We start from the raw sequence: 22989 nt of genomic DNA on the forward strand, positions 1-22989 counted from the left end.
GTCAGTCCCTGAGCGTGCTGCCGGTGAGGTGCAGGAAGGTGGCCTCGAGGTCGGGTTCGACGACCTCGACGGCGGTGACGGTGGCGATGCCGTCGACGGTGGAGATGATCGCGGGCAGCAGGTACCGGCCGCCTTCGGCGATCAGCCGGACCGACCCGGCCGCAGTGCGGGCCGCTTCGGTGACGCCGCCCACGCCGCGGAGTTTCGCGATCGCGGTCTCGACGTCACCGTCCAGGGTGAGCTCGATCCGGTCCGCGCCGCCGACCAGCTCGACCAGCTCGTGGCGGGTGCCCTCGGCGACGATGGCGCCGTGGTCGATGATGGCGACCCGGTGGCAGATCCGCTCGACCTCCTCCATGTAGTGCGAGGTGTAGAGCAGGGCCATGCCGTCGGCGACCAGGCGTTCGACGCCGTCCAGGATGGCCTTGCGGCTCTGCGGGTCGACGCCGACCGTGGGCTCGTCCAGGATGAGCAGCTCGGGGCGGTGCAGCAGGGCGGCGCCGATGTTGATGCGCCGCTTCATGCCACCGGAGTAGGTGTCGAGCTTGGCGTCGGCGCGGTCGGCGAGGCCGACCAGGTCGAGCACCTCCTCGACGCGCCCGCGCAGCGATTTGCGCGGGAGGCCGAACAGGCGGCCGAAGAAGCGCAGGTTCTCCCGGCCGGTCAGGTCCGGGTAGAGGGCGATCTCCTGCGGGACGTAGCCGATCTTCGCCTTGGCCGCCATCGGGTCGGTCGCCAGGTCGGTGCCGCCGACCACGACCGTCCCGGTGTCGGGCTTGAGCAGGCCGACCAGCATGGAGATCGTGGTGGTCTTGCCGGCGCCGTTCGGGCCCAGCAGCCCGTACGCCTCCCCCGGCGCGATGGTGAACCCGACATCGGCCACCGCGACGGCGCCGCCGTAGCTCTTGCTGAGATTTTCGCAGGTCAGGGTATTCGTCATGGCCGCCACCCCGCCACTTCGTCGGGCTCTCCCTTGGCGGCCACGTTGCCGGCGAAGGTCTGGAGTTCGAGGTCTACGCCGAGCTGGTAGTCCAGCGGCGTGTTACCGGTGACCCGGTTCCAGAGGACGTGGTTGGCCACCGCGTCGTCGCCGCCCCAGCCCTGGGACGAGCCCATCACGAACCCTGCGCCCATCACGGACTCGCCGCTGGGGTGGTTGTCGTGGATGTGGTTGTCGACCACGCTGACCCGCTCGGTGCCGATCAGCGCGATCCCGACCCCCGAGATCGGCGGGCCCGCCGCGCCCAGCGCGCCGGGGTCCTCGCCGCCGGCGGCCAGGTCGTTGCCGTAGACGTCGTTGCCGGCGATCAGGCAGTCCCGGACCCCGCCGTCCGGCTCCCCCTCGTAGGTCTGGTTGAGCAGCATCAGCCCGATCGCGTTGCCGTGGCTGGTGTTGCGCAGCACCCGTACGCCGCTGGAGTTGTCGACGAACACGCCGAACGCGTTGCCGAACGTCTCGTTGCCCTCGATGAGCGCCTCGCCGCGGGCGCAGAAGCTGACCGCGACGCCGGCGTACTGGCTGCCGGAGGCCCGGCACCGGAGCACCTCGCAGCCGGTGGTCTCGCGCACGTAGACGCCCCAGACCGCGTTGCCGGTGACCGTCACGTCCCGGACGGCGAGGCCGGTGACGGAGTGGGCGTAGATCCCGGCCCCGGAGAAGCCGCGCACCGTGAGCCCGGTGACGGTGAGGTCGCGGACGCCGTGCGCCGTGATACCGGAGACCACGCCCTCACCCGCGTCGTGCAGGTTGGGTATGCTGGCGCGGACCACCGGCCCGGGAACCAGCACGGCCCTCTCACCGCGCAGGGTCACCCCGTCGTGCCTGATCCAGACGTTGCCCGCGTACTCACCCGCGGTGAGCAGGATCGTCGCGCCTGGGCCTGCCTCGTCCAGGGCGACCTGGATCGAACCGCCGGGCTGGACCGTTCTGGTTGTGACTCCTCCGCTCCCTGAAGAGAGCGGCTTCTCGCTTTCCCCAGCTGAGGTAGCCGATGTCAGCGACGGCCAAGCCCTGACCGACGCCCTTTCAGGGCGCGAGGAAACACTATCAGGGAGGCGATTCCCCTGCCGGGCAAACCCGGCAGTCCCCTCGTTAGATCCGATGGACATCAGGCGTCCTTCCTGTCGACGTAGACGACGGCGAGGGAGACGAGCAGCCCGTCGCCGCTCCCCCAGCGGGCCGCGCCCGCCACCGGGCCGGCCAGGCGCAGGCGGGCGGCGTCCCGGCAGGCGCCGCGCAGGGTGTAGGCGGCGCCGCCGGTCAGGGCCAGGCCGGTGGCGGCGGTGAGCTCGGCCGCCGCCTCGTCGAGCAGCTCGCCGGTCCAGGCTGGCGGCGGTTCCGGCGTGGCCTCGAAGTCGTGCCAGGTGAAGCCGGGTGGACGGCCGCCGACCGCCTTGATGAAGCTCTCCTTGACCGAGAACGTCGCCGTGCCCGGGCCGAGGTCGCGCTCGGCGACGGTGGTGAGGTGGCGGGTGAAGGTCGCGCCGCCGCGCGCGGCGGCCCTGGCCAGCCGGTCGGCCGCGACGATGTCCACCCCGATCAGGACGGCCGGCGTCATCATCGGCGTGGTCATGCCGGGACCCGTCCGCAGCGGTCCAGGAACGGCTCCAGGATCGCGGTGTACTCGGCGGCCCGCTCGATCATCGGGATGTGGCCGCTGTCCGCCACAACGACGACCTCGGTCTCGGGGTATTCGGCGAGCAGCTCCAGCCAGGGGTCGACGGGGGTCATCCGGTCGTGCCGGCCCCACACGTACGCGGACGGGCAGCGCACCTTGTCCAGCGCGGGCCGTACCTGGTAGCGGCGGGTGGCCTTGATGCTGCGGGCCATGCTGACCATCGCCTCGGGCCGCAGCAGCATGGTGCCGACGCCGTCCATCTGCTCCTGGGTGAAGAACCGCTCCTCGCCGTGGAACAGCGCGGCCATCATCCGGTCGCCGAACTCCGCGCCGACCGGCCGCACGCTGGCTCGCCGGTCGAAGCTGAGGCCGACGTCGGGGTCGGGGGTGAGGCCGGGGGCGCCGCTGACCGCGATGCCGCGCACCCGGTCGGGGTGCCGCCCGGCGAGGTCGATCGCGACCAGCCCGCCGAGCGAGTTGGCGCACACGATGACATCGCCCACGCCGGCCGCGTCGCAGGTTTCGAGGAGCGCGTCGCCGAGCCGTTCGATCGACCCGGCCACCCGCCGGTCCAGGGCGCAGATGGCTTCGTGGGTGCGGAGCACCGGCCGGCCGGCCGCCGCCAGGTGCTGGTAGGGGTGCTCCCAGATCCAGCCGCCGGCGAACAGCGCGGACATGAACACCACGGTCGGCCGGTCGCCGTCCCCCGGCGCGTGCTCGAAGGTGAAGACGGTCATCGCTGCTCCAGTCACAGTAGGGGGACGTCGTCAGGGGTCCACCCACAGCCGCAGGCGGCGCCGTGCTTGACGACGGTGCCGCAGTCGGCGCAGCGGGCGTACTCGCGGATGGCCTCGGGGATCAGGACGCTGGTGAGGGCCCGGGTGCAGAGCCCGGCCTTGAAGAATCGGCGCATCGCCCGCTGGTGCGGCCGGGCGTGCACGGCGCGCACCGACTCCGGCCGGTCGAACGCGGTGAGCGTGTACTTGCGGTCGCCGATGTCGAACGTGGCGACCCCGAGGAAGCCCTTGGAGGTCCGCAGCCCTTTGACGATCTCCACGCTGAGCAGATCCACGTCGGCCGCCTCCGCCTCGTCGCGGACCTCCAGCCAGGTCAGGGTGAACGCGCCGGGCCGGTCGGTACGGCTGCTCGCGGCCCGCGCGCTGACCCCGAACTCGCGCACCTCGTCGGCGGCGGGCACGAACCTGGCCGTGTACCCGAGCGCTTCGGCGACGGCCAGCCGGTCGAAGCAGCGCCGGACCCGCCCGTCGGCGGTGACGAGGTCGGTCCCGGCGAATCGCACGGCGCGGCCGACGGCGGGCATGCCCAGGTAGGTGGCGCGGTGGTCGCCTTCGATGGTCCACCAGACGGTCGCCGCGTCCGCATCGCCGGTCACCTGCTCCACCTGGAGGCGCAGGTTCTTGAAGCGCTCCAGCACCGCCGCCGCGTGCGCGGCCAGCGCGTCACCGGCCAGCGAACCCGCGGTGTCGGGATCCTGGAACCCGGTGACCGCGGCGGCCACGGCGGCGGGATCGGCGTTCCGCCAGGCCTCCAGATGCGCTTCGGCGATCTTCCTGGCGTCCATCACACGTCCTCCGGAAGCCCGGCCGAGGCCACGGCCATCGCCAGGGCCCGGCCGGAGGTGTGGCTGAGCGAGAGCCGGATCCGCTGGTCGGTCCGGGCGGCGAGAGCCGGGCTGAGCCGTACGAAAGGAGGGTGGCCGTCGTTGCAGGCGGCGGTACGGGCGCAGGCGGCGGTGGGCTGGGGCAGGACCTCGACCTGGGCCAGGTGCTCGGCCGTCGGCGGCACCCCGAGCAGGCGCAGGACGGCGCGCTTGGCGGCCAGCCGGCCGGCCCAGTGCTGGAGCGACCTGCCTGCGCCGGAGCGCAGCCGCTCCGCGGGGGTGTAGACGTCCTCGAGCCGCATGCCGTCCAGCAGGTCGTGCGGCAGGGTGAGCCCGGCGAAGCCGACCACGGCGCTACCCCAGCGGTTCATGCCGCCGGCTCCCTGGCCAGGCGGCGCAGCGTGCCGGGGTCGGCCATGCTCAGGCAACGCGCGCCGGTCCGGCGGGACAGCCCGGCCAGCACCTTGCTGTCGCCCACCTCGACGGCGGGCCCGAGCGCGTCCACCACCGCGACGGTGTCCGTCCAGCGGACCCGGCCGGTCAGCTGGGCGATCAGCGAGTCCCTGATCAGTTCGAGATCGGTGGTGGGCCTGCCGGTGACGTTCGGGACGACCGGCACCCGGGGCGGACTCATCGGCGCGGCCCGGACGGCCTCCGCCCATCCCGGCACGGCCGCGGCCATCAGCGGCGAGTGGAACGCGTTGCCCACCGCCAGCTGCACGATCTTGCTGGCGTCGGTGGCCAGCTCGGCCAGCCGGTCCAGCGCCGCCGGCGAGCCGGAGACGACCACGTGTCCCGGCGCGTTCTCAAGCCCGACCACGAGCGGCTCTTCGGCGGTCCCGGCCAGCGCGGCCAATTCCTCGACCCGCTCGACCGGCAGGCCCATCACCGCGCGCATCCCGCCGGTGACGCCGACCCCCGACATCAGCCGCGACCTGGTCTCCACCAGCCGGACCGTGTCGGCCCGCCCGAGCACCCCGGCCGCGTGCAGCGCGGCCAGCTCGCCAACGCTGTGACCGGCCACGATGTCCGGCTCGAAACCCTCTTCTTCGAGTACGGCCAGCGCCGCCAGATTGCACGCGGTCACCGCGATCTGCGCGTGCTCGGTGGCCACCAGCCGATCCAGCGGCCCCCGCACACACAGCGCCGAGATCGGCCGCGCCAGCAGCTCGTCCACCTCGTCGAGCACGGCCCGGGCGACCGGCCGGCGGCGCAGCCAGGCGCCCATGCCGACCCGGACGGTGCCCTGACCGGGGAACAGGTAGCCGAGCATCAGAGCCGCCGGCGCGGGCGTCGCTCGGCCTGCGCGGAGTCCTCGGTGCCGAGGAAGCCCAGCAGCAGCTTGTTGACCACCTCGGGGGCATCGAGCGGAATCCAGTGACCGGCGTCCTCCACCCGCTCGTACCGCCACGGGCCCTTCACGAACTTGGCCGAACCGAGCATGCCCTCCTCGCGGAGCGCCCGGTCGCCGGCCCCCCAGATGCCGAGGGTCGGGGCCAGGATGGGCGGGAACGGCCGGGCGGGCCGCAGCTCCGACTCCGGCGAGCGGTTCGCGCGGTACCAGTTCAGCCCCGCGGTCAGCGCGCCGGGGCGGGCCATGTCGCGCAGGTAGCGGTCGTAGTCGCCGTCCCTGCCCATGATCTCCTTGAACAGCCGCCAGCCGTTGCGGCGCAGCAGCTCCTCGCTGATCCCGGGGAACTGGTAGAGCAGCATGTACCAGGAGGCGGCGCGCTGCTCGATGGACGGGTTCGCGAACACCCCCGGGTGGCCGACCGACAGCACGGCCAGGTGGTCGATCCGGCGCGGCATCAGGAACGCGTACATCCAGGCGATGGCCGCGCCCCAGTCATGGCCGACCACGTGCGGGCGGCGGATGCCGAGCTTGGTGGTGAGCGCGACGATGTCGTTGACGATCGTCTGCATGCCGTACGCCTCGATCTCCTGCGGCTTGGAGGAGTCGCCGAAGCCGCGCAGGTCCGGCGCGATCACCCGGAAGCCGCCCTCGGCGAGCGCCGGGATCTGGTGCCGCCACAGGTAGGAGGAGTCGGGGTAGCCGTGCAGCAGGATGACGGGGTCGCCCTCGCCCGCCTCGACGTAGGCGATGTCGACGTCGTTGACGCGCACCGTCTTCTTCTCAGTCATGCCGTCTCCCTGAACAACCGCTCCGCGAAGAACTCGCTGAATCCGAACTCGGGCACATCCTCGGGGGCCACCATGTTCAGCAGGCCCGTGACCTGGGCGGCGAAGTTCTTCGCCATCAACCGGCGGGCCCGCCGCCGGCGCTCGACCGCCACCTCGCCGAACTCCACGTGCAGCCGGCTGACGATGTCGGCGCCGAACGCGAGCCGGTCCAGCCGGAACTGGCGTTCTGCCACGTACGGATCGAACGCCGCCGGCGACCAGTCGTCGGAGCCGAGCAGGATGTCGCACACGGTCCGGGAGTCGCGCATCGCGCAGGACAGGCCGGTACCGAGCACGGTGTCGGCGTTGCCGGCCTCGTCGCCGATCAGCACCACGCCCTCGGCCAGCGGCGGCCCCTCCGGCACGCTCGACACCGACGGCCACACCGACAGCGGCCCGGCCGGGATCGCCTCGGTGACGGCCTTGCCGCGGTCGGGCAGGCAGTCGAGCTCGAACGCGGCCAGGAAGCGTTCGACGCCGCCCTCGCCCCGGTAGCGCAGCTTGTTCTCGGCGGGGAAGTTCAGGTAGAGGCGGGCGCGGCCGTACCCCTGCGGGAAGACCATGAACATCACGTCGCCCTCGGTGCCCATGGCCTGCACGTCGGCCGGCCAGGAGTCCAGGCCCTCGACCATCATGCCGCCGCCCCAGTGGTGCATGGAGTTGCGCATGGTGACGCCGATCTGCCGCCCGATCGTGCAGCCGCGTCCGGTCGCGCCGAGCACCAGCCGGGGGCGGATCTCGTGCTCGCCCTCGGGGGTCTTGTAGGTGACGACGGGTTCCCGCCCGGCGGTGACGTTGATCCGGGACGCGTCCATCACCAGGCGGGCGCCGGAACCGGCGGCCTGGGTGGCCATCAGCTCGCACACCGCGTGGTGCGGGAACGACATCGGGCCGCCGATGCCGGGGATGAACCGGGTCATGTCCACGGCTTCGACCTCGTCGTCGGCGACCGCCTCGTCCCAGGTCATCCACTCCCGGATCTCCCAGCCGCCGCCCGCGCCGAAGCAGTCGTACACGCCGAGCCGCTGCGCCTCGCGGATGCCCCAGGGGGCCAGCCACTCGCCGCGGACCAGGTCGTGGTAGGCGGCCTGCTTCTCCAGCAGCACCACGTCCAGCCCACCGGCGGACAGCTTGCAGGCCGCCGACGCGCCCGCGATGCCACCTCCGACGATCACGACATCGGTCATGCCTCCCACCTCTCCCAGTACGTGCGTTCCTTCGCGCTGGCCCGATCGGCCGGGCGGAACCCGGTGCCCACCGTGTAGGCGACCGGGATCATGCAGACCTGCGTGACCCCGGACGGGATGCCCAGCAGCTCGCCGACCTGCCGCTCGTGCGGGACGTGCATGCAGGTGATCGTGCTGCCGAGGCCACGGCTGCGCAGCGCCAGCTGGAAGGACCAGATGGCGGGGAAGATCGAGCCGTAGAAGATGCTGGCCCGCATCGGGCCGAGCCGGACGTGGTGGCCCGGGTCCTGCGGCGGCTTGGTCGACATGCGCTCCCGCCAGGCGGCGTCGATCGCCTCGGTGTCCGGCGGGCGGCCGAGCACGCACGGGATGACCAGGATCGGCACCCGCGCGATCGTCTCGGCCAGCACGACCACCGACTCGTTGTTGCGGCGCGCCTGCGCCGTGTTCCGCCGCCGCCCGGCGTTGGTCCACACGTCGTTGCGGTGGAACAGCCAGGACGACAGCGTCATCTCGGCGATCTTCTCCTTGACCGCCGGTTCGCTGATCACCATCCAGCGCCAGTTCTGGTGGTTGTTGGCGGTGGGCGCCTGGACGGCGACCTCCAGCGTCTCCTCGACGATCTCTCTGGGCACCGGGCGGTCCAGATCCAGGCGGCGGCGTACGGACCGGGTCGTGGTCAGCAGCCTGTCCGTCTCGCCCACGTCGAAGGGGGTCATACCGCCCCCAGCAGGACCGCGCCGCGCACCGATCCCGGCGCGGAGCTGAGCACGAGCGCCCGCCCGGGCGGTTCCGGCAGGTTCGGTTTGCTCAGGTAGTCCGCCAGCCCGCCCGCCGCCGGAGTGGTCAGACCGGTCAGCGCGGGGGCGACCCCGTCCCTGATCGCGAGCGCGGCCAGCGCGATGTTGAGCGCCCCGGTCGCGGCCTGGCAGTCGCCGGTGAGCCCGGCCGACGCGGTCAGCGGCACGCCGGGCAGCGCGGCGAGCACCGACGCGGCCTCCTCAGCGTCGCCGCCGCCGATGACCAGCTCTGGCCGCTCATCCCAGGTGGGCCCGTCGGCGTGGCTCGTGCCCAGCACCCGCGCGTAGGGCGTCCCGCCCCGCGCCGCGCAGTGCTCGGCCGCCTCCACCACGAACGCCACCGCCGCGGATCCGGGCACGCTGCCCGAATCTCGGTCGTACGGCGACACGAACGCGCCCTCGGGCACCGCCCCGACATGCTCGTCCGCGGCCACCACCAGGACGACGTCCGCCTTGCCCGCTCTGATCATCTCCAGCGCGCAGTCCAGCGCGATCGACGCCGACGCCCCGCCGTTGCAGATCGTCGTGGTCGGCCCGCGCAGCCCGAGGGTCTGGCAGACCGCGCCGCCGGTGGCGTTCAGCACCACGTTGGAGAAGCTCAGCACGGCCGGTTTGTTGGGGTTGACCGCGATGCTGTCGTCGAACCCGCCGGTGCTCTCGGCCGACCCGGCGCCGGTGGCGAACACCAGACCGACGTCGTCGAGCTCCTTGCGCGGCAGCTTCAGCCCCGCGTCCTCCCAGCTCAGCCGGGAGGCCGCGATCGCCATCCTGGACAGGTTGTTCATGTGCCGCCAGAGCGAGCGGGGCGCGAACGTCCTGCCCTCCAGGGATGGCCGCGCGCCGAGCGCCTGCCGCCCGGCCAGGATCGCCTCGGTGGTCTCGGCGATCCCGACCCCCAGCCCGCTGACCGGCCCGAGCCCGGTGATAACGGCCTCCCGCTGGGGCAACTCCTCGTACGCCCGGTCCGGGCCGGGCGTGGTCAGGATCAGCGAGACGTTGTTCCCGCCGAACGCGTAGTTGTTGGACACCACCGTGTCGATCGGAAGCTTCCGCGCCACGTTCGGCACGAAGTCCAAATCACCCGGTACGGCATCCGCCGCGAAGCCGATCGTGGGCGGCGCGATGCCGTCCCGCAGGGCGAGCACCGCGGCGACCGCCTCGACCGCGCCGGCCGCGCCCAGGGTGTGGCCGACGAACGACTTGATGCTGCTGGTCGGCACCTGCCCGGCGCGCGGCCCGAAGACCGTGCGCATGACCTTGGCCTCCATCGCGTCGTTGGCCGGGGTGCCGGTGCCGTGCCCGCTGACGTAGCCGACGTCGCCGGTGGTCAGTCCGGCGTCGGCGAGCGCCCGCCGCATCGCGGACGTGCCGCCCCGGCCGGTGGGGTCGGGGGCGGTGGCGTGGTAGGCGTCGGCCGACAGGCCGTACCCGGCGACCTCGGCCAGCGGCACCGCGCCCCGGGCCAGGGCCAGATCCAGCGGCTCCAGCAGCAGGAACGCGGCCCCCTCGCCGAGGTTCAAGCCGTCGGAGTGGCTGTAGGGACGGCAGGGTCCGGTGCTCAGGGCCTTGAGCCCGGCGAAGCCGGCGTAGGTGCCGAACAGCAGCGGGTCGACGCCGCCGGCGAGGACGGCGTCGGCCGCGCCGGTGAGGATCTTGTCCTTGGCCAGGCCGACCGCGTTGCCGCCGGCCGCGCAGGCCGTCGACACCAGGATGCGCGGGCCGCGCAGGCCCAGCCGGTCGGCGAGCACGTCCTGGGTGCGGTGCATGGGCTGGTAGTGGCCGGCCGCGTCCGGGGTGGCCTGGCATTTGCCGAGGATCATCCCGAACCGGGCGGCGTCGATGCTGGTCAGCCCCGCCTGGGCGACCGCCTGGCGGGCCGCGATCAGGGCCAGCCTGGCGGTGCGGTCCAGGGCGGCGTCGGACTCGGGCAGTTGCCGGTTGATCCACTCGTCCGGGACCTGGCCGGCGTACCTGGCCTCGAAGACCGCGAAGGCCGGGTCCTGGATGGGGGTGAGGCCCCCCTGGCCGGTGGTGAGCCGGTGCCAGAATTCGGCGGGGTCGCGGCCGATGGCACAGATGACTCCAAGGCCGGTGACGACGACGGGCCGCAGCGCCATGCTGGTCTCCTTACCTGGCGGAACCGATCAGATGATCGGGATGCTCCAGCTCTTGGGCACGATGTAGGGGCTGGTCAGCGTGGTCACACCGGTGCCCTCGACGGTGAACTCCAGACCGGCGGCGGCCAGCTCGGCGGCCACCCTGGCCAGGCCGAGGGTCGCGCCGAGGCCGACGCTGCGGACCGCGAGCACCACCTCGCCGACGTCCTCGCCGCCGGCCAGGACGCGCGCGCCCGGCTCGGGCACGGTGCCGCCGCCGGAGAAGCCGACGGTCCTGCGTCCCTGTCCGGACTCGAACGCGGCGAGCACGGCCTCCTTGCCGACGAAATCGTCCTTGGTGACGTCGACCAGCCAGTTGGCGCCGATCTCGATCACGTTCGCGCCGCCGGCGGTCTCCAGCCTGGGGATCGGCTGGCGCACCTCCAGCATGGCCAGCTCCAGCGCCTCCTGCCCGGCGGCGGTGACGTGCTCCAGGGAGGCCTGCCACAGGTCGGCGGCGGACTCGATCGGCACGATCATCTGGTAGCCGTACTCGCCGGTGAACCCGGTCCTGGCGAAGATGATCTCGATGTCGTTCCAGACGGTGTCCGCTACCGCCTCGAACGGCAGCGAGGCCAGCTCGCCGTCGATCAGCCGGCCGACCACGCCCCACGCGTACGGGCCTTCGAGCCCGAGCACGGTCAGGTCGCCGGACCGGTCGGTGATCTCCACACCCTCGTCGTTGTTGGCCCGCAGGTGCTCGATCAGCCGGTCACCGGCCCCGACCGAGCTCTCCAGCAGCAGTCCGTTCTCCCGGCCGAACGCCAGGACCTGGTCGACGACCTGCCCGCTGTCGTCCAGCACCAGGCTCATCATGCAGCGCTCGGAGGTGAGGTACTCGACGTCGCGGGCCAGCAGCCGCTGCGCGAAGTCCACGGCGGCGGGGCCGCTGATCTCGATCAGCCGGTGCCCGCTCAGGTCGAGCAGCGCGGCCCGGTCCCTGAGCACCTGGTACTCATCCGGCAGGTCGCCGAAGCGGAGCGGGACGGAGGCGTCACCGACCTGGCCGTAAACGGTGTCCCCCGGATGCACATGCGCGAGGACGGTAGTCATTGCTCACACCTTTCGTACGGCGGTGTTGCCCGCCGGATCAACGATCGTGAGGATTCCTTCGGCCGCGACCTGGCCGTCGACCCGGGCCGAGACCCGGAATTCGGCGAAGCCCGCGCCGCCCCCGGTCCGCTCGGCGGTCAGGGCGAGCTGGTCGCCGGGCACGACGGGGCGGCGGAACCGCATCGACCTGACCCCGGCCAGGTAGCTGATCCGGCTGGCCCCGGACAGGGCGAAGACCAGCCCGGCGAGCTGCGCCAGCGCCTCGATGATCACCACGCCGGGCAGCACCGCCTCGGTCGGGAAGTGCCCCTGGAACCACAGCTCGGTCCCGGTGACGTTCTTGGTGGCCGTGCCCTTCGTGCCCGGCTCGACCCTGCCGACCCGGTCCAGCAGCAGCATCGGCCAGCGATGCGGCAGCACGTCGCGGATCTGATCGTTGGTCAGCCCCGTGATGGGGGCCACCTCTGTGATCGTCATGCGGTTGCCTTGAGCTGCGGATTGACCTCGTCGGCGAGGCGGGAGACGGACCCGAAGACGGCCATCTCGCTGTCGTACAGGGCCACCCCGAACTCGGCCTCGATCGCGACGTACAGCTCCAGCACGTCCAGGCTGTCGAGTTCGAGGCCGCGCCCGAAGAGCGGCTGGTCGTCGGTGATCCAGTCGGGCTCGATCTCCAGGTCGAGGCGGGACACGATCATCTTCTTGATCTGGGTGCACGTCTGCTGGCGCTCGGCGGCCTTGGCGCGCAGCTCGTCGATGGTCATCTGTCCTCCAGGTTGGGGGTACCGGGGTCTTCAGCCGAGGCCGCCGCCGTGGGCGACCACGACAGCGCCGGAGATGTAGGACGCCTTGTCCGAGGCGAGGAAGCTGACGATCGAGGCGATCTCCTCGGGCCGCCCCATCCGGCCCAGCCGGATGCGGGACTCGTACTGCTTCCTGATCTCGGCGGGCACCCTGCGGGTCATGTCGGTGGCGACGAAACCGGGCGCGACGACGTTGGCGCGCACCCCGTGCGGGGCGGCCTCGTTGGACAGCGCCCGGGTGAACGCGATGATCGCGCCCTTGGACGCCACGTAGTTGGTCTGGCCGGGGAAGCCGCCGTCCAGGCCGCTGGTCGAGGACAGCGTCACGATCGCGCCGCTGCGCTGGTGCTGCATGAGCCGCAGGCCTTCCCGGCAGCTCAGGAACGTGCCGGTCATATTGATGTCCATCGGCTTGCGGAACTGCTCCAGGTTCATCGCGACGAGGTAGCGGTCCAGGGTGATGCCGGCACTGGTCACCAGGACGTCCAGCCGGCCGCGGGTGGTGCGGATGTCGCGGAACATCTGCCGCACCGCGTCCTCATCGGTCACATCCGCCTGTACGGCCGTCCCGGTGCCGCCGCGCTCCTCGATGAGGGCGACGACCTCCTTGGCGTCCGCCTCGGAGCGGGCGTAGTTGACGATGACGTGCGCGCCCTCGGCGGCGAGGTCGAGCGCGACGGCCCGGCCGATGCCGCGGGAACCGCCCGTAACCAGGGCCACGGAGCCTTCGGCAAAGAGACCTTCAGGAGAGAGACCTTCAGGAGAGAGCATCATCGTCTCCAGATTCGCGGGACAATCACACTGCAAATAGTCCGTATCTTCACGAATCAAGCTACTAAGGCGCGATATCACGCCTGTATCACCGAGTTATCCCAGGATTGACGCGCATTAGCGGATATATGACTCTGGCGCAATGGACGAGCTGCGCAGCGAAAAAGTTGAAGTTTTGATCGTCGGCGGCGGCCCGGTCGGGCTGGCCGCGTCCATCGAGCTGTCCCGGTACGGAATATCGTCGCTGCTCGTCGAAAGGCACCCGGGCACCTCCCTTTTCCCGAAGGCGCGGCTGGTCTCCACCCGGACCATGGAGATCCTGCGCGCCTGGGGCCTCCAGGAGGAGGTGGAGCGGGCCGGCATGCCGCGCGAGGACGTGCTGGCGGTCGGCGTCGGCACCTCGCTGAGCGCCGACGACTACCTCCGCAAGGCAGCGGCCATCGCCGAGGACGCGGCGCAGAGCCCGACCTACACCTATCTCTGCTCGCAGGACATCCTCGAAGTGATCATGCGCAGGCTCGCCGAGTCGGCCGGTGACGTGCGCTTCGGCACCACCATGACGGACCTGTGCGTCGACCGGGACGGAGTCGAGGCGGTGGTGGAATCCGGCGGTGCCGCCACCAGGGTCAGCGCCCGCTACCTGATCGCCGCCGACGGCAGCCGCAGCGGCATCCGCGAGCGGCTCGGCATCGCCGTCGAGGGCCCGCCCCCGCTCGGCCACATGGTCAGCATCATGTTCGACGCCGACTTCGACTTCCTGCCCCCCGGCCGCCGGGCCGCCCTCTCCTTCGTCCGCAGCACCCCGGGTGGCGCGATCGAGGCGGTCGACAACCGCCGCCGCTGGATCATGCAGACCGGGTACGACCCCGCCAAGGGCGGCAGCGCCGACGACTTCACCGAGGAGTACTGCCTGGCCGCGGTGCGCTCGGCGATCGGCATCCCCGATCATCCGGTCCACATCGTCGGCGTGATGCCCTGGCTCCAGCAGGCCGTGGTGGCCGCCGAGTTCGCCAGGGACCCGGTCTACCTGGTCGGGGACGCCGCGCACGTGGCCACCCCGCAGGGCGGGTTCGGCATGAACTGCGGCATCCAGGACGCGCACAATCTGGCCTGGAAGCTGGCCGCCGTCCTGCGCGGCACGGCTGGCCCGGAACTGCTGGCCACCTATGCGGTGGAACGCCGCCCTGTCGCGGCCCGTACCGTGGACGAGAGCCTGGTCAACGCCATGATCACGTTCCGGATGATGGCCGGGCTGCTGTCCATGCACGAGGCGATCGAGCAGCAGGCGGGGCGGCGCGGGTCGGAGGGTCTGGTGCTGGGATTCCACTACGAGTCGGCCGCCGTCGTGCCGGATGGCACGCCGGAGCCCGCGCCGGCGGATCCGTACCGGACGTATGTGGCGACCGCGCGGCCGGGGCACCGCGCGCCGCATGTCTGGGTGTCGCCGGGGGTGTCCACGCTCGACCTGCTCGGCCCGTCGTTCACGCTGCTCACCGCGCCAGGGAGCGGGTGGGCGCGGGCCGCGGCGGAGGTGGCGGTCGTGGAGATCGATTCGACCGAGTGGGCCGAGGAGTACGGGGTCGGCGCCGCCGGCGCGGTTCTGGTGCGCCCCGACGGCCATGTCGGGTGGCGCACCCAGAACGCGGATTTCGCCGAGCTGGAGAAGGCGCTGAGCGTCATCCTGGCCAGGTCGTGACGTGCCTGCCCCGGGAGCGCATCCGGGCCGCGCCCATCCGCAGCCGCAGCGGGTTGCCGAAGGAGTGCGCCAGCAGGTCGGTCACGGCCTGCGCCTCGACCTTGCCGACCAGCAGATCGGCCAGCTCCCTGGCGGCCTCGGTGCCGAGCGGGCGGACGAACTCGCGGTGCGCGCCCTGCCGGGCGACCAGCTCGTCCAGCGGATTGGTGCTGGTCACGAGCACCCGGCAGTTCGCGCCGCCGGGCAGCAGCGGCAGCACCTGGGCGCCGTCCCTGGCCCGGTCCAGCACCACGACCAGCCGGCGGCGGGCCGTCCAGCTGCGGAACAGCGCGACCTTCTCGGCGCGGTCGGCGGGGAGGTCGGAGCGGGGCACGCCGAGCGCGCGCAGGAACCGGTCCAGCACGACGGGGGGCTCGGCCTCGTCCAGGTCGGCGAAGAGGTGGCCGTCGGGGAACCAGTCGGCCCGATCGTGCGCCCACTGCAACGCCAGCGCGGTCTTGCCGACGCCGACCGGGCCGCTCAGCACGGTCGTGCCGGGCAGCGCCACCTCGGGGTCGGGCCGCAGCACCGCGTCCAGCGCGGCCATCTCCTCACCCCGCCCGACGAACGGCACGACCCGCGGCGGGAGCTGGGACGGCACGACCATCCCGGCCCGGGGCACGGGCTGCCGCATCAGGCTGGACTCGTCGCGCAGGATCTGCTCGTGCAGGTGGCGCAGCGCGGGGCCGGGCTCCAGGCCGATCTGGTCGCGCAGGTAGCGGCGGGTCTCCTGGTAGGTGCGCAGCGCGTCGGCGCGGCGGCCGGCCCGGTAGTGGGCCAGCATGAGCAGGGCCCGGACCCGCTCCCGGAACGGGTGCTCGGCGACCAGCGCCAGCAGTTCTGGAATCACCTGGTGGTGCTGGCCGAGCTCGATCTCCAGCTCCAGGCAGGCCTCGGCGGCCTCCAGCCGGGACTCCTCCATCCGGGCCACGTCGTAGCGCAGGCCCCGGATGTCCTCGAACGGGTTCCCGCGCCACAGCGCGAGCGCCTCCCGCAGCAGCCGGACCGCCTCTTCCCGGTTCTTGCCCGCGACCTCGCTGCGGGAGCGGGCCACCAGGGCCCGGAACTGCAGCCAGTCGACGCTGTCGGGGGCCGGGCGGATCAGGTAGCCGGGGCTGGACGTCTCGATCGCGCCGGCGCCCAGGATGCGGCGGAGCCGGGACACGCAGATGGCGATCTGGCGGCGCGCGCTGCGCGGGGCGGACCCCGCCCAGACCGTCTCGATCAGGCGGTCGACGCTGACCACGCGGCCCGCGTTGAGCACCAGGCTGGCCAGGATCGCCAGTTCGCGGCTGGCGCAGATCTGCAGCTCGGCGCCGTCCCTGAGCACCTGCATGGGGCCGAGCAGGCGGAATCTGAGGCCCTCGTCCATCATCGGGCCCGCACAGGTATCGAGAAATTTCCACATGGTAGGGAAATTGCTAGTAGGGAAGGTATTACACTGCCGTCATGCGGAGGTAACATGAAGCGATATTTTTGCGCCATTTAAGAATCTCTCCCGCAGATTGCTGGAGGGGGATCCGCTACTTCCGAACCTAATGAATAGGCCTGCTATCCCGGCACCCCTAGGCGCCCCCTGACAGCCCCCTGCGGCCGGCGCCCGATAAGGGTTCCCCTATTTCTCCGGGAACCAGCGGCGTTCGGACCGCCGCTTGTACGCTTTTGACCGGGCTTTGACCGGCGCAGGCTATCAATGGAATCAACCGGCGCGCTAAGGGGGCCAATTGCGTTACACGAGGCTCGGGCGGGACGGCCCGATGATCTCCAGTATCGGGCTCGGCACGCTCGCGCTGTCCGGGGCGTACGGGCCGGTGGACCCCGGCGACGCGTTCGACCTGATCGGCCGCGCGCTGGACGCGGGCGTCAGCTTCGTCGACACCGCCGACCAGTACGACGACGGCCAGGTCGAGCGCCTGATCGGCCGGGCGGTCGCGAGCCGCCGCGAGGAGATCGTCATCGCCACCCGGGGCAGCGGCACCGCGCAGGCGTGCGAGGCGTCGCTGAAACGGCTCGGCGTCGACGCCATCGACCTCTACTACCTGCGCCCGCAGCAGGACGCCCCGATCGAGGAGGGCATGTCCCAGCTGGCCGACCTGGTCAAAGCCGGAAAGATCCGCCATGTCGGCCTGTCCAACGGCTCGCTGCGGCAGCTCCGCGAGGCCCATGCCGTGCATCCGGTCGCCGCGCTCGCGGTGGAGTACTCGCTGTGGGGGCTGCGCGCCGAGCCCGACCTGCTGGCCGAGGTCCGGCAGCTGGGCATCAGCGTGGTGGCCGCGCGCCCGGTCGGCCGGGGGTTCCTCACCGGCCGCATCCGCTCCGCCGACCAGCTGACGCCCGGCGACTGGCGGCACCGCGACCCCCGCTTCCAGCCCGCCAGCCTGCGCCGCGAGCTGGGCCCGCTGCGCGAGGTCGAGGATGTCGCCGCCCGGCTGGACCTGGGCGCGGGCCGGCTCGCGATCGGCTGGCTGCTGTCCCAGGGCGAGCACGTCGTCCCGGTGCCGAGCACCCGCGACCAGGTGCACCTGGAGATGAACCTCGCCGCCTCCGAAGTCACCCTCGCCCCTGACATCCGGGACAAGCTCGGCCTGATCTTCCCGCCTGGGGCGGCGGGTCAGTCCGACTCCCTCCTGCTCTGAGCCGGGATCAGCGATGCGGCCAGCGCCTTGTTGACCGCGTCGATCCGGGAGACCGCGTTGAGTTTCACGAAGATGTTCCGCATGTGCCGCTTCACGGTCGCCTCGGCGAGCCCGAGCCGGCGGGCGATCTGCAGGTTGCTCAGCGCCTGCGCCGCCAGCTGCAGGATCTCCTTCTCCTTGTCGGTCAGCACCCCCGCCTGCGGGCCTTCCACCTGAGCCAGGCTGGTCCGGGACACGGCGAGCACGACCCGGCCCGGGTCCTCGTACACGCTCCGGACGGCCGCGATCAGCTCGTGCCGGTGGATGCTCTTGAGCAGGTAGCCGCTGATCCCGGCCGCCAGCAGGCGGGTGAGCAGCTGCGGGCCGTCGTACATGCTCAGAATGATGATCTGCGTGCACGGCGACAGCGCCCGGATGCGGGTGACGGTCTCGGTCACCTCGTCGCCGGGGATCTCGACGTCCAGCAGCACCACGTTCGGGCGGGTGTCCTCGACCAGTTGTACGGCGTCTGCCGAGTTGCCCGCCTCGCCGACGATGACCAGGTCGGCGGTGGATTCGAGGATCTCGCGCAGGCCCTCCCGGAACAGGGCGTGGTCGTCCACGAGCGCGACCGAGATCTTGCCGTCAGAGCTGCTCGGGCTCACGTGACTGCCTCTTGAGCGGGATGAACAGCTCGACCAGGCAACCGTTGCCCGGTTCGCTGGTGATCGCCAGCCGGCCGCCGAGCAGCTCGGCCCTTTCCCGCATCGAGGTCAGCCCGACCCCGCCGTTGCGGACCCTGGGCCGGGACGGCTCGAAGCCCCGGCCGTTGTCCTGCACGAACGCCTGGAGCACATGCGGGGCGATGTCCACCCGCATCAGGATCACCGTCGGCGTGCCGTGGGTCAGCGCGTTCCTGGTCGCCTCGCGGATGATCAGGAAGGACTCGTCCAGGACGCGCGGCTCGGCCCACGACTCGTCGCCGTTCACGTCCAGGCCGACCGAGACCGTGTCCTCCTCGACCGCTTCGAGGAAGCCGAGCAGCGCCTTCTCCAGGCTCTTGACCGGCACCTGCGGGTGCAGCTCCGAGGTGATCTGGCGGAGGTTCTCCATCGCCTCCCTGATCGCCTGCTGGGCGACCCCGATCTTGATGGCCGCCCGGGCCGGGTCGGTGCCGCGGTGCAGCTCCGACAGTGCGAGCTGCTGGTGGGCGACGCTGATGCCATGGCCGATGCGGTCGTGCAGCTCGCGCGCGATCCGGCGCCGCTCCTCCTCCTGCACCTCCTGGACCTGGTTGAGCAGGAACCCCGTGTAGCTCTCGGAGGCCTCCCTGACCCGGCGCGACAGGCTCTCCTCCATGCCGGTGGCGACCAGCGCGAACGTGTCGGAAGGGCGATCGGAATCGGCCGCTATTCGCCGCGCCAGATGCGTCAGCGCGGACTTGAAGAAAAGTGAGCCCGCCTCAAGAGAGGCCCTCGGATGAACTCCGGAAGCGGCCCTACTGATGCCGACTTCCCAGGCGTGAAATTTATAAAGGTCGTTGACCTGCACTTTTCCGGTGCGTAGCGTCGCGGCCACGTCGTCGAGGACGTACTGGGCGGTCATAAGAGCCTGGCGGATGGCGCTCGGATCCGCGGAGAGCGCGTTACCGGTGGCTTGCAGCTCCGACTCGAATTCCGCAAGGATTTCGGCCCGGCACGCATCTACGAATCTCGCTGGATCGCTCCCGGCCGCGAATTCAGCACCCAAGGAAGCCCCTCCGCTTTGGGACGCGTGAGACCCTTACTATCTCTCACTTACGTCTGCAAAGCAACATATCGTGTCAGATATTGGAGAACAGGACGGTAATGTGAACGATATGTTGTGTGGCCATGAACGCTCGGTAAGGTCTGCGCCGGCGGCTCCGATCGGCGCCGGCATCCGCCGCGCGGCCGGCCAGGGTGACCGCCACCGCGCCGACGAGCATGGCCAGCGCGGCCCAGGCGAGCGGCACCCCGAGGGCCAGGCTGACCACGCAGAATGACGCCGCCAGGATCAGCGCGGCGGCCGACATGACATTGCTGGTCACCCTCGCGCCGCAGGTCACGGCTATGGTGCGCCGGCCGGCGGCGGCGTCCCCCGCGATGTCGGACAGGTCCTTGGCCGGCACGCCGACGAGCGTCATCCAGCAGGTCGCGGCCACCGCGAACATGATGAGCGGGATCGGCGTGGACTCGCCCGTGCCGCCGATGACCACGGTGAACCCGCCCCAGTAGGCCAGCAGCCCCGACCCGCAGAGCACCACGATGGTGCCGCCGGATCGGCTCTTCAGGTGGAACGGCGCGCCCGAGTACAGGTACCCGAGGACCAGATTGGCCGCGATCACCCAGGTCATCGCGCCGGGCAGCCCGGCGGTGGCCACCAGCGACACGACCGCGGCGGCCGCGGCGACCCAGGCCGCCACGCGCGGGTCCAGGTCGCCGCGGGCGATCGGCCGGCGGGACCCGTTCACCTGGTCCTCGGTGACGTCCGAGACCCCGTTCCCGACGTAGATCGCGAAGATCGACAACACCCAGGCGGCGCCGCCCTGCAGCACCTCCGCCGGTACCGGGGCGACGGCGACCGGCAGCGCCAGCATCGCCCCCGCCAGGAACCTCAGCATGGACACGGCCAGCACGGCCGGCCGGGCCTCGACCACGCAGAATCGCAGCACTCGCGCCGCGCTCATGAGGGCGGAGGTGCCGGACGCCCGGCCCGATGCCCATGTACTTGCCATGACCGGATTGTTACGCCGGGACGGTCATCCGTTAAGGGGATAATCCGAGAGTTGTAGGCCGGAATACAACTTTGGATACCCCCCCTTACCACTCCGGGCTACTTTCCCTGAACTGCTGATTCCCGGTCTTGTCGGGTGGGGGTGACCCTTATTAGCTTGGGGCCAGCGGAATAAGGGTCGTACAACTTTCAACAAGACCTTAGGGAATCAGATGCCGGATTTCAAGCTGCTGGGCCCGACCGAGGTGCTGGACGGCGACGGCCATTCTCGCACCCCCGGTGGCCCCAAGCTCCGGCAGGTGCTGGCGCTGCTGGCGCTCAATGCGGGAAAAGTCGTCAGCGTCGACGTCTTCGTCACGGAATTGTGGGGCGAGGTCGCCAAGAAGGCCGAGATAAAGACGCTGCAGACGCATATCTACCATCTGCGCCAGGTGCTGGCCGGCGGCATCGTCGCCACCCAGGCGCCCGGCTACGCGCTGCGGGTCGATCCGCACCGGGTCGACGCCCTGGTCTTTCCCCGCCTGGTCGACCGGGCCGCCGAGCACCAGCAGGCGGGCGACCATCGGGCCGCCGAGCTGGTCCTCCGCGACGCGCTGGCCATGTGGACCGGGCCGGCGCTGGCCGATGTGCGGCTCGGGCCGGTGCTCGCGCCGTACGCGACGGCCCTGCACGAGCGGCGGCTGCGCGCGCAGGAGATGCACATGGACGCCAGGATCAGCCTGGGCCTGCACGGCGAGGTCATCGAGGAGCTGCGCATGCTGGTCGCCGCCCATCCACTCAACGAGAACTTCCACGCCCAGCTCATCACCGCGCTCAGCCACACCGGCCGGCGCACCGACGCGCGGCACGCCTACGAAGGGCTGCGCGCGCTCCTGCACGCCGAACTCGGCGTCGGGCCGTCATTCGCCATCCCCGATCCGCACGTCAGGAGCCATCCAGGAAAGGAAATCCGACGATGAAGGGTGTCGAGCGTTATTCCGGATTCACCCCCCTAGCTCTGACCGACCGCACCTGGCCGGGAAACCGCATCACCGCGGCGCCGCGCTGGCTCTCCACCGACCTCAGGGACGGCAACCAGTCGCTCGCCGATCCGATGACACCCGAGCGGAAACTCCTGATGTTCGACCTCCTGGTCGGGATCGGCTACAAGGAGATCGAGGTCGGTTTCCCGGTGGCCAGCCAGAGCGACCACGACTTCGTCCGGATGCTGATCGAAGGCGACCGGATCCCGGACGACGTCCGGATCACCGTGCTCACCCAGGCCCGCGAAGACCAGATCCGGCGCACCGTCGAGTCCGTGCGCGGCGCGAGCCGCGCGCTCGTGCACATCTACAACGCGACCTCTCCCCTGTTCCGCCGCACCGTGTTCAACCTGGGCCGGGCGGGCGTGCGGGACCTCGCCGTCCAGGGCACCCGGACGATGCTGGAGCACGCCGAGCGGGTGCTGCGCGACTGCGACCTGGCCTTCCAGTACTCCCCCGAGCTGTTCAACGAGACCGAAGCCGACTTCGCCCTCGAGGTGTGCGAGGCCGTCATGGACGTCTGGCAGCCCGAGCGCGGGCGCGGCATCATCCTCAACTTCCCGACGACGGTCGAGCGGTCGCTCCCGAACGTCTTCGCCGACCAGATCGAGTGGCTGCACCGCAACCTGTCCAGGCGCGAGCACGTCTGCCTGTCGGTGCACCCGCACAACGACCGGGGCACCGGGGTCGCCGCCGCCGAACTGGCCCTGCTGGCCGGCGCCGAGCGGATCGAAGGCTGCCTGTTCGGCAACGGCGAGCGCGCCGGCAACGTCTGCCTGGTCACGCTCGCGATGAACCTGTACAGCCACGGCGTCGACCCCGGCATCGACTTTTCCGACATCAACGCGGTCCGGCGCACGGTCGAGCGGTGCACCGGGCTGCCGGTCCACCCGCGTCACCCCTACGGCGGCGATCTCGTCTACACCGCGTTCTCCGGGTCGCACCAGGACGCCATCAAGAAGGGGTTCGACGCGCTCGAACGGCAGGCCGCCGAGACCGGGGTGCGCCCGGACGCGCTGCCGTGGCAGGTGCCGTACCTGCCGGTGGATCCCAAGAACGTGGGCCGCACGTACGAGGCGGTGGTCCGGGTGAACGGGCAGTCCGGCAAGGGCGGCGTGGCGTACATCATGAGCGCCTGGCACGGCCTGAACCTGCCGCGCGGCCTGCAGGCCGACCTGTCCGCCCGGGTGCAGCGGCAGGCCGACGCGGGCGGCGGCGAGCTGAGCCCGAGCCGGATCGGCGCCCTGTTCGCCGAGGAGTACCTCTACCACGGCGATCCGTCCGATCCGCTCCAGGTGGGCCGCGAACCGCTCGCGACGGCCCTGCACGTGGACGGCGGGTTCGACGTCAGCGGCGACCAGGCCGACGCGTTCCGCACCCTCGGCTCGGTGCTGAGCCCGTGGGGCATCCAGGTCGGCGTCGTGCACCGGACCGGGCGGCCGCTGGATCACGCGGATCTCACCCCGAACCAGACGGTCCGGTCCGGCGACGAGACCGTGATCTACGCCGAGTGCCGCAGCGGCGGAGCCGTCGCCTGGGGCGCGGGCATCGACAGGGACATCGCGGCGGCGGCCTTCTCCGCCGTCCGCGCGGCGGCCGACCGGCTCGCCCGCGACGGTCATCTGGACGGCGGCGAACCCGCCGCCCACCGGCTCGCCGCCGCTGGGCACTAG

General features: G+C 71.5%; 23 protein-coding genes. 4 read left to right on the forward strand and 19 right to left on the reverse strand.

Going from position 1 to position 22989, the window contains the following annotated elements; all coding sequences use genetic code 11:
• Position 1: 1 nt before the first annotated feature.
• The 15 genes from ABGB08_RS04400 to fabG are packed head-to-tail and all read right to left on the reverse strand — an operon-like array spanning position 2 to position 13139.
• Positions 2-940 (reverse strand): ABC transporter ATP-binding protein, encoded by a 939-nt coding sequence (locus ABGB08_RS04400; protein ID WP_347586518.1) that lies wholly within the window; start codon positions 938-940, stop codon positions 2-4.
• Positions 937-2109 carry a right-handed parallel beta-helix repeat-containing protein gene (locus ABGB08_RS04405; RefSeq protein WP_347586520.1) on the reverse strand — a complete coding sequence of 391 codons (1173 nt, stop codon included), beginning with the start codon at positions 2107-2109 and terminating at the stop codon, positions 937-939. Before ABGB08_RS04405 ends, ABGB08_RS04400 begins: the two co-directional genes overlap by 4 nt.
• Positions 2109-2573: a 4'-phosphopantetheinyl transferase superfamily protein gene (locus tag ABGB08_RS04410; protein ID WP_347586522.1), complete on the reverse strand. Its 465-nt coding sequence runs from the start codon at positions 2571-2573 to the stop codon at positions 2109-2111. The genes ABGB08_RS04405 and ABGB08_RS04410 overlap by 1 nt, the downstream gene beginning before the upstream one ends.
• Positions 2570-3355, reverse strand: a complete 786-nt coding sequence (locus ABGB08_RS04415; RefSeq protein WP_347586524.1) for an alpha/beta fold hydrolase — start codon at positions 3353-3355, stop codon at positions 2570-2572. Before ABGB08_RS04415 ends, ABGB08_RS04410 begins: the two co-directional genes overlap by 4 nt.
• 11 nt (positions 3356-3366) lie before the next feature.
• A complete protein-coding gene (locus tag ABGB08_RS04420; RefSeq protein ID WP_347586526.1) occupies positions 3367-4200 on the reverse strand; it encodes an ester cyclase in 834 nt (277 codons plus the stop codon).
• Positions 4200-4610: a phosphopantetheinyl transferase gene (locus ABGB08_RS04425; RefSeq protein ID WP_347586528.1), complete on the reverse strand. Its 411-nt coding sequence runs from the start codon at positions 4608-4610 to the stop codon at positions 4200-4202. Before ABGB08_RS04425 ends, ABGB08_RS04420 begins: the two co-directional genes overlap by 1 nt.
• Positions 4607-5512 carry an ACP S-malonyltransferase gene (locus ABGB08_RS04430; RefSeq protein ID WP_347586530.1) on the reverse strand — a complete coding sequence of 302 codons (906 nt, stop codon included), beginning with the start codon at positions 5510-5512 and terminating at the stop codon, positions 4607-4609. Before ABGB08_RS04430 ends, ABGB08_RS04425 begins: the two co-directional genes overlap by 4 nt.
• On the reverse strand, positions 5512-6381 hold the full coding sequence (locus tag ABGB08_RS04435; RefSeq protein ID WP_347586533.1) for an alpha/beta hydrolase: 870 nt from the start codon (positions 6379-6381) through the stop codon (positions 5512-5514). Before ABGB08_RS04435 ends, ABGB08_RS04430 begins: the two co-directional genes overlap by 1 nt.
• Entirely contained in the window at positions 6378-7607 is a 1230-nt protein-coding gene (locus tag ABGB08_RS04440; RefSeq protein ID WP_347586535.1) for an FAD-dependent oxidoreductase, read from the reverse strand. The genes ABGB08_RS04435 and ABGB08_RS04440 overlap by 4 nt, the downstream gene beginning before the upstream one ends.
• Positions 7604-8326, reverse strand: a complete 723-nt coding sequence (locus ABGB08_RS04445) for a nitroreductase family protein (RefSeq protein WP_155360223.1) — start codon at positions 8324-8326, stop codon at positions 7604-7606. Before ABGB08_RS04445 ends, ABGB08_RS04440 begins: the two co-directional genes overlap by 4 nt.
• A complete protein-coding gene (locus ABGB08_RS04450) occupies positions 8323-10524 on the reverse strand; it encodes a beta-ketoacyl-[acyl-carrier-protein] synthase family protein (protein ID WP_347586538.1) in 2202 nt (733 codons plus the stop codon). The genes ABGB08_RS04445 and ABGB08_RS04450 overlap by 4 nt, the downstream gene beginning before the upstream one ends.
• A 27-nt stretch (positions 10525-10551) precedes the next feature.
• Positions 10552-11616 (reverse strand): glycine cleavage T C-terminal barrel domain-containing protein, encoded by a 1065-nt coding sequence (locus ABGB08_RS04455; protein WP_347586540.1) that lies wholly within the window; start codon positions 11614-11616, stop codon positions 10552-10554.
• 3 nt (positions 11617-11619) lie between these two features.
• Positions 11620-12093: a 3-hydroxyacyl-ACP dehydratase FabZ gene (fabZ, locus tag ABGB08_RS04460; protein WP_347586542.1), complete on the reverse strand. Its 474-nt coding sequence runs from the start codon at positions 12091-12093 to the stop codon at positions 11620-11622.
• On the reverse strand, positions 12090-12380 hold the full coding sequence (locus ABGB08_RS04465; protein ID WP_155346508.1) for a phosphopantetheine-binding protein: 291 nt from the start codon (positions 12378-12380) through the stop codon (positions 12090-12092). The genes fabZ and ABGB08_RS04465 overlap by 4 nt, the downstream gene beginning before the upstream one ends.
• A gap of 30 nt (positions 12381-12410) precedes the next feature.
• Positions 12411-13139: a 3-oxoacyl-ACP reductase FabG gene (gene fabG / locus ABGB08_RS04470; RefSeq protein ID WP_347586545.1), complete on the reverse strand. Its 729-nt coding sequence runs from the start codon at positions 13137-13139 to the stop codon at positions 12411-12413.
• 193 nt (positions 13140-13332) lie between these two features.
• Between fabG and ABGB08_RS04475 the strand changes: the two genes are divergently transcribed.
• Entirely contained in the window at positions 13333-14886 is a 1554-nt protein-coding gene (locus tag ABGB08_RS04475) for an FAD-dependent monooxygenase (protein WP_347586547.1), read from the forward strand.
• On the opposite strand, the gene ABGB08_RS04480 is transcribed toward ABGB08_RS04475, so the two are convergent.
• Positions 14867-16333 (reverse strand): BTAD domain-containing putative transcriptional regulator, encoded by a 1467-nt coding sequence (locus ABGB08_RS04480; protein WP_347586549.1) that lies wholly within the window; start codon positions 16331-16333, stop codon positions 14867-14869. The two genes, ABGB08_RS04475 and ABGB08_RS04480, sit on opposite strands and share 20 nt — an antisense overlap.
• Before the next feature lie 316 nt (positions 16334-16649).
• On the opposite strand from ABGB08_RS04480, the gene ABGB08_RS04485 reads away from it, so the two are divergent.
• Entirely contained in the window at positions 16650-17561 is a 912-nt protein-coding gene (locus tag ABGB08_RS04485) for an aldo/keto reductase (RefSeq protein WP_347586552.1), read from the forward strand.
• Here the strand turns inward: ABGB08_RS04485 and ABGB08_RS04490 are convergent.
• The 3 genes from ABGB08_RS04490 to ABGB08_RS04500 all read right to left on the reverse strand — a co-directional run bounded on the left by ABGB08_RS04490 (position 17537) and on the right by ABGB08_RS04500 (position 20295).
• Positions 17537-18205: a response regulator transcription factor gene (locus ABGB08_RS04490; protein ID WP_347586554.1), complete on the reverse strand. Its 669-nt coding sequence runs from the start codon at positions 18203-18205 to the stop codon at positions 17537-17539. The genes ABGB08_RS04485 and ABGB08_RS04490 overlap by 25 nt on opposite strands.
• The gene (locus ABGB08_RS04495; protein WP_347586556.1) at positions 18186-19289 is read right to left on the reverse strand and encodes a histidine kinase; all 1104 of its coding nucleotides are present in this window, start codon (positions 19287-19289) and stop codon (positions 18186-18188) included. Before ABGB08_RS04495 ends, ABGB08_RS04490 begins: the two co-directional genes overlap by 20 nt.
• Positions 19290-19362: 73 nt before the next feature.
• Positions 19363-20295 (reverse strand): UbiA family prenyltransferase, encoded by a 933-nt coding sequence (locus ABGB08_RS04500; protein ID WP_347586558.1) that lies wholly within the window; start codon positions 20293-20295, stop codon positions 19363-19365.
• Positions 20296-20506: 211 nt separating this feature from the next.
• Between ABGB08_RS04500 and ABGB08_RS04505 the strand changes: the two genes are divergently transcribed.
• Both ABGB08_RS04505 and ABGB08_RS04510 read left to right on the forward strand, forming a co-directional pair.
• On the forward strand, positions 20507-21253 hold the full coding sequence (locus ABGB08_RS04505; protein WP_347586560.1) for an AfsR/SARP family transcriptional regulator: 747 nt from the start codon (positions 20507-20509) through the stop codon (positions 21251-21253).
• On the forward strand, positions 21250-22989 hold the full coding sequence (locus ABGB08_RS04510; protein ID WP_347586562.1) for a 2-isopropylmalate synthase: 1740 nt from the start codon (positions 21250-21252) through the stop codon (positions 22987-22989). Before ABGB08_RS04505 ends, ABGB08_RS04510 begins: the two co-directional genes overlap by 4 nt.

The organism is Acrocarpospora sp. B8E8, from assembly GCF_039871605.1.
Classification (GTDB): Bacteria; Actinomycetota; Actinomycetes; order Streptosporangiales; family Streptosporangiaceae; genus Acrocarpospora; species Acrocarpospora macrocephala.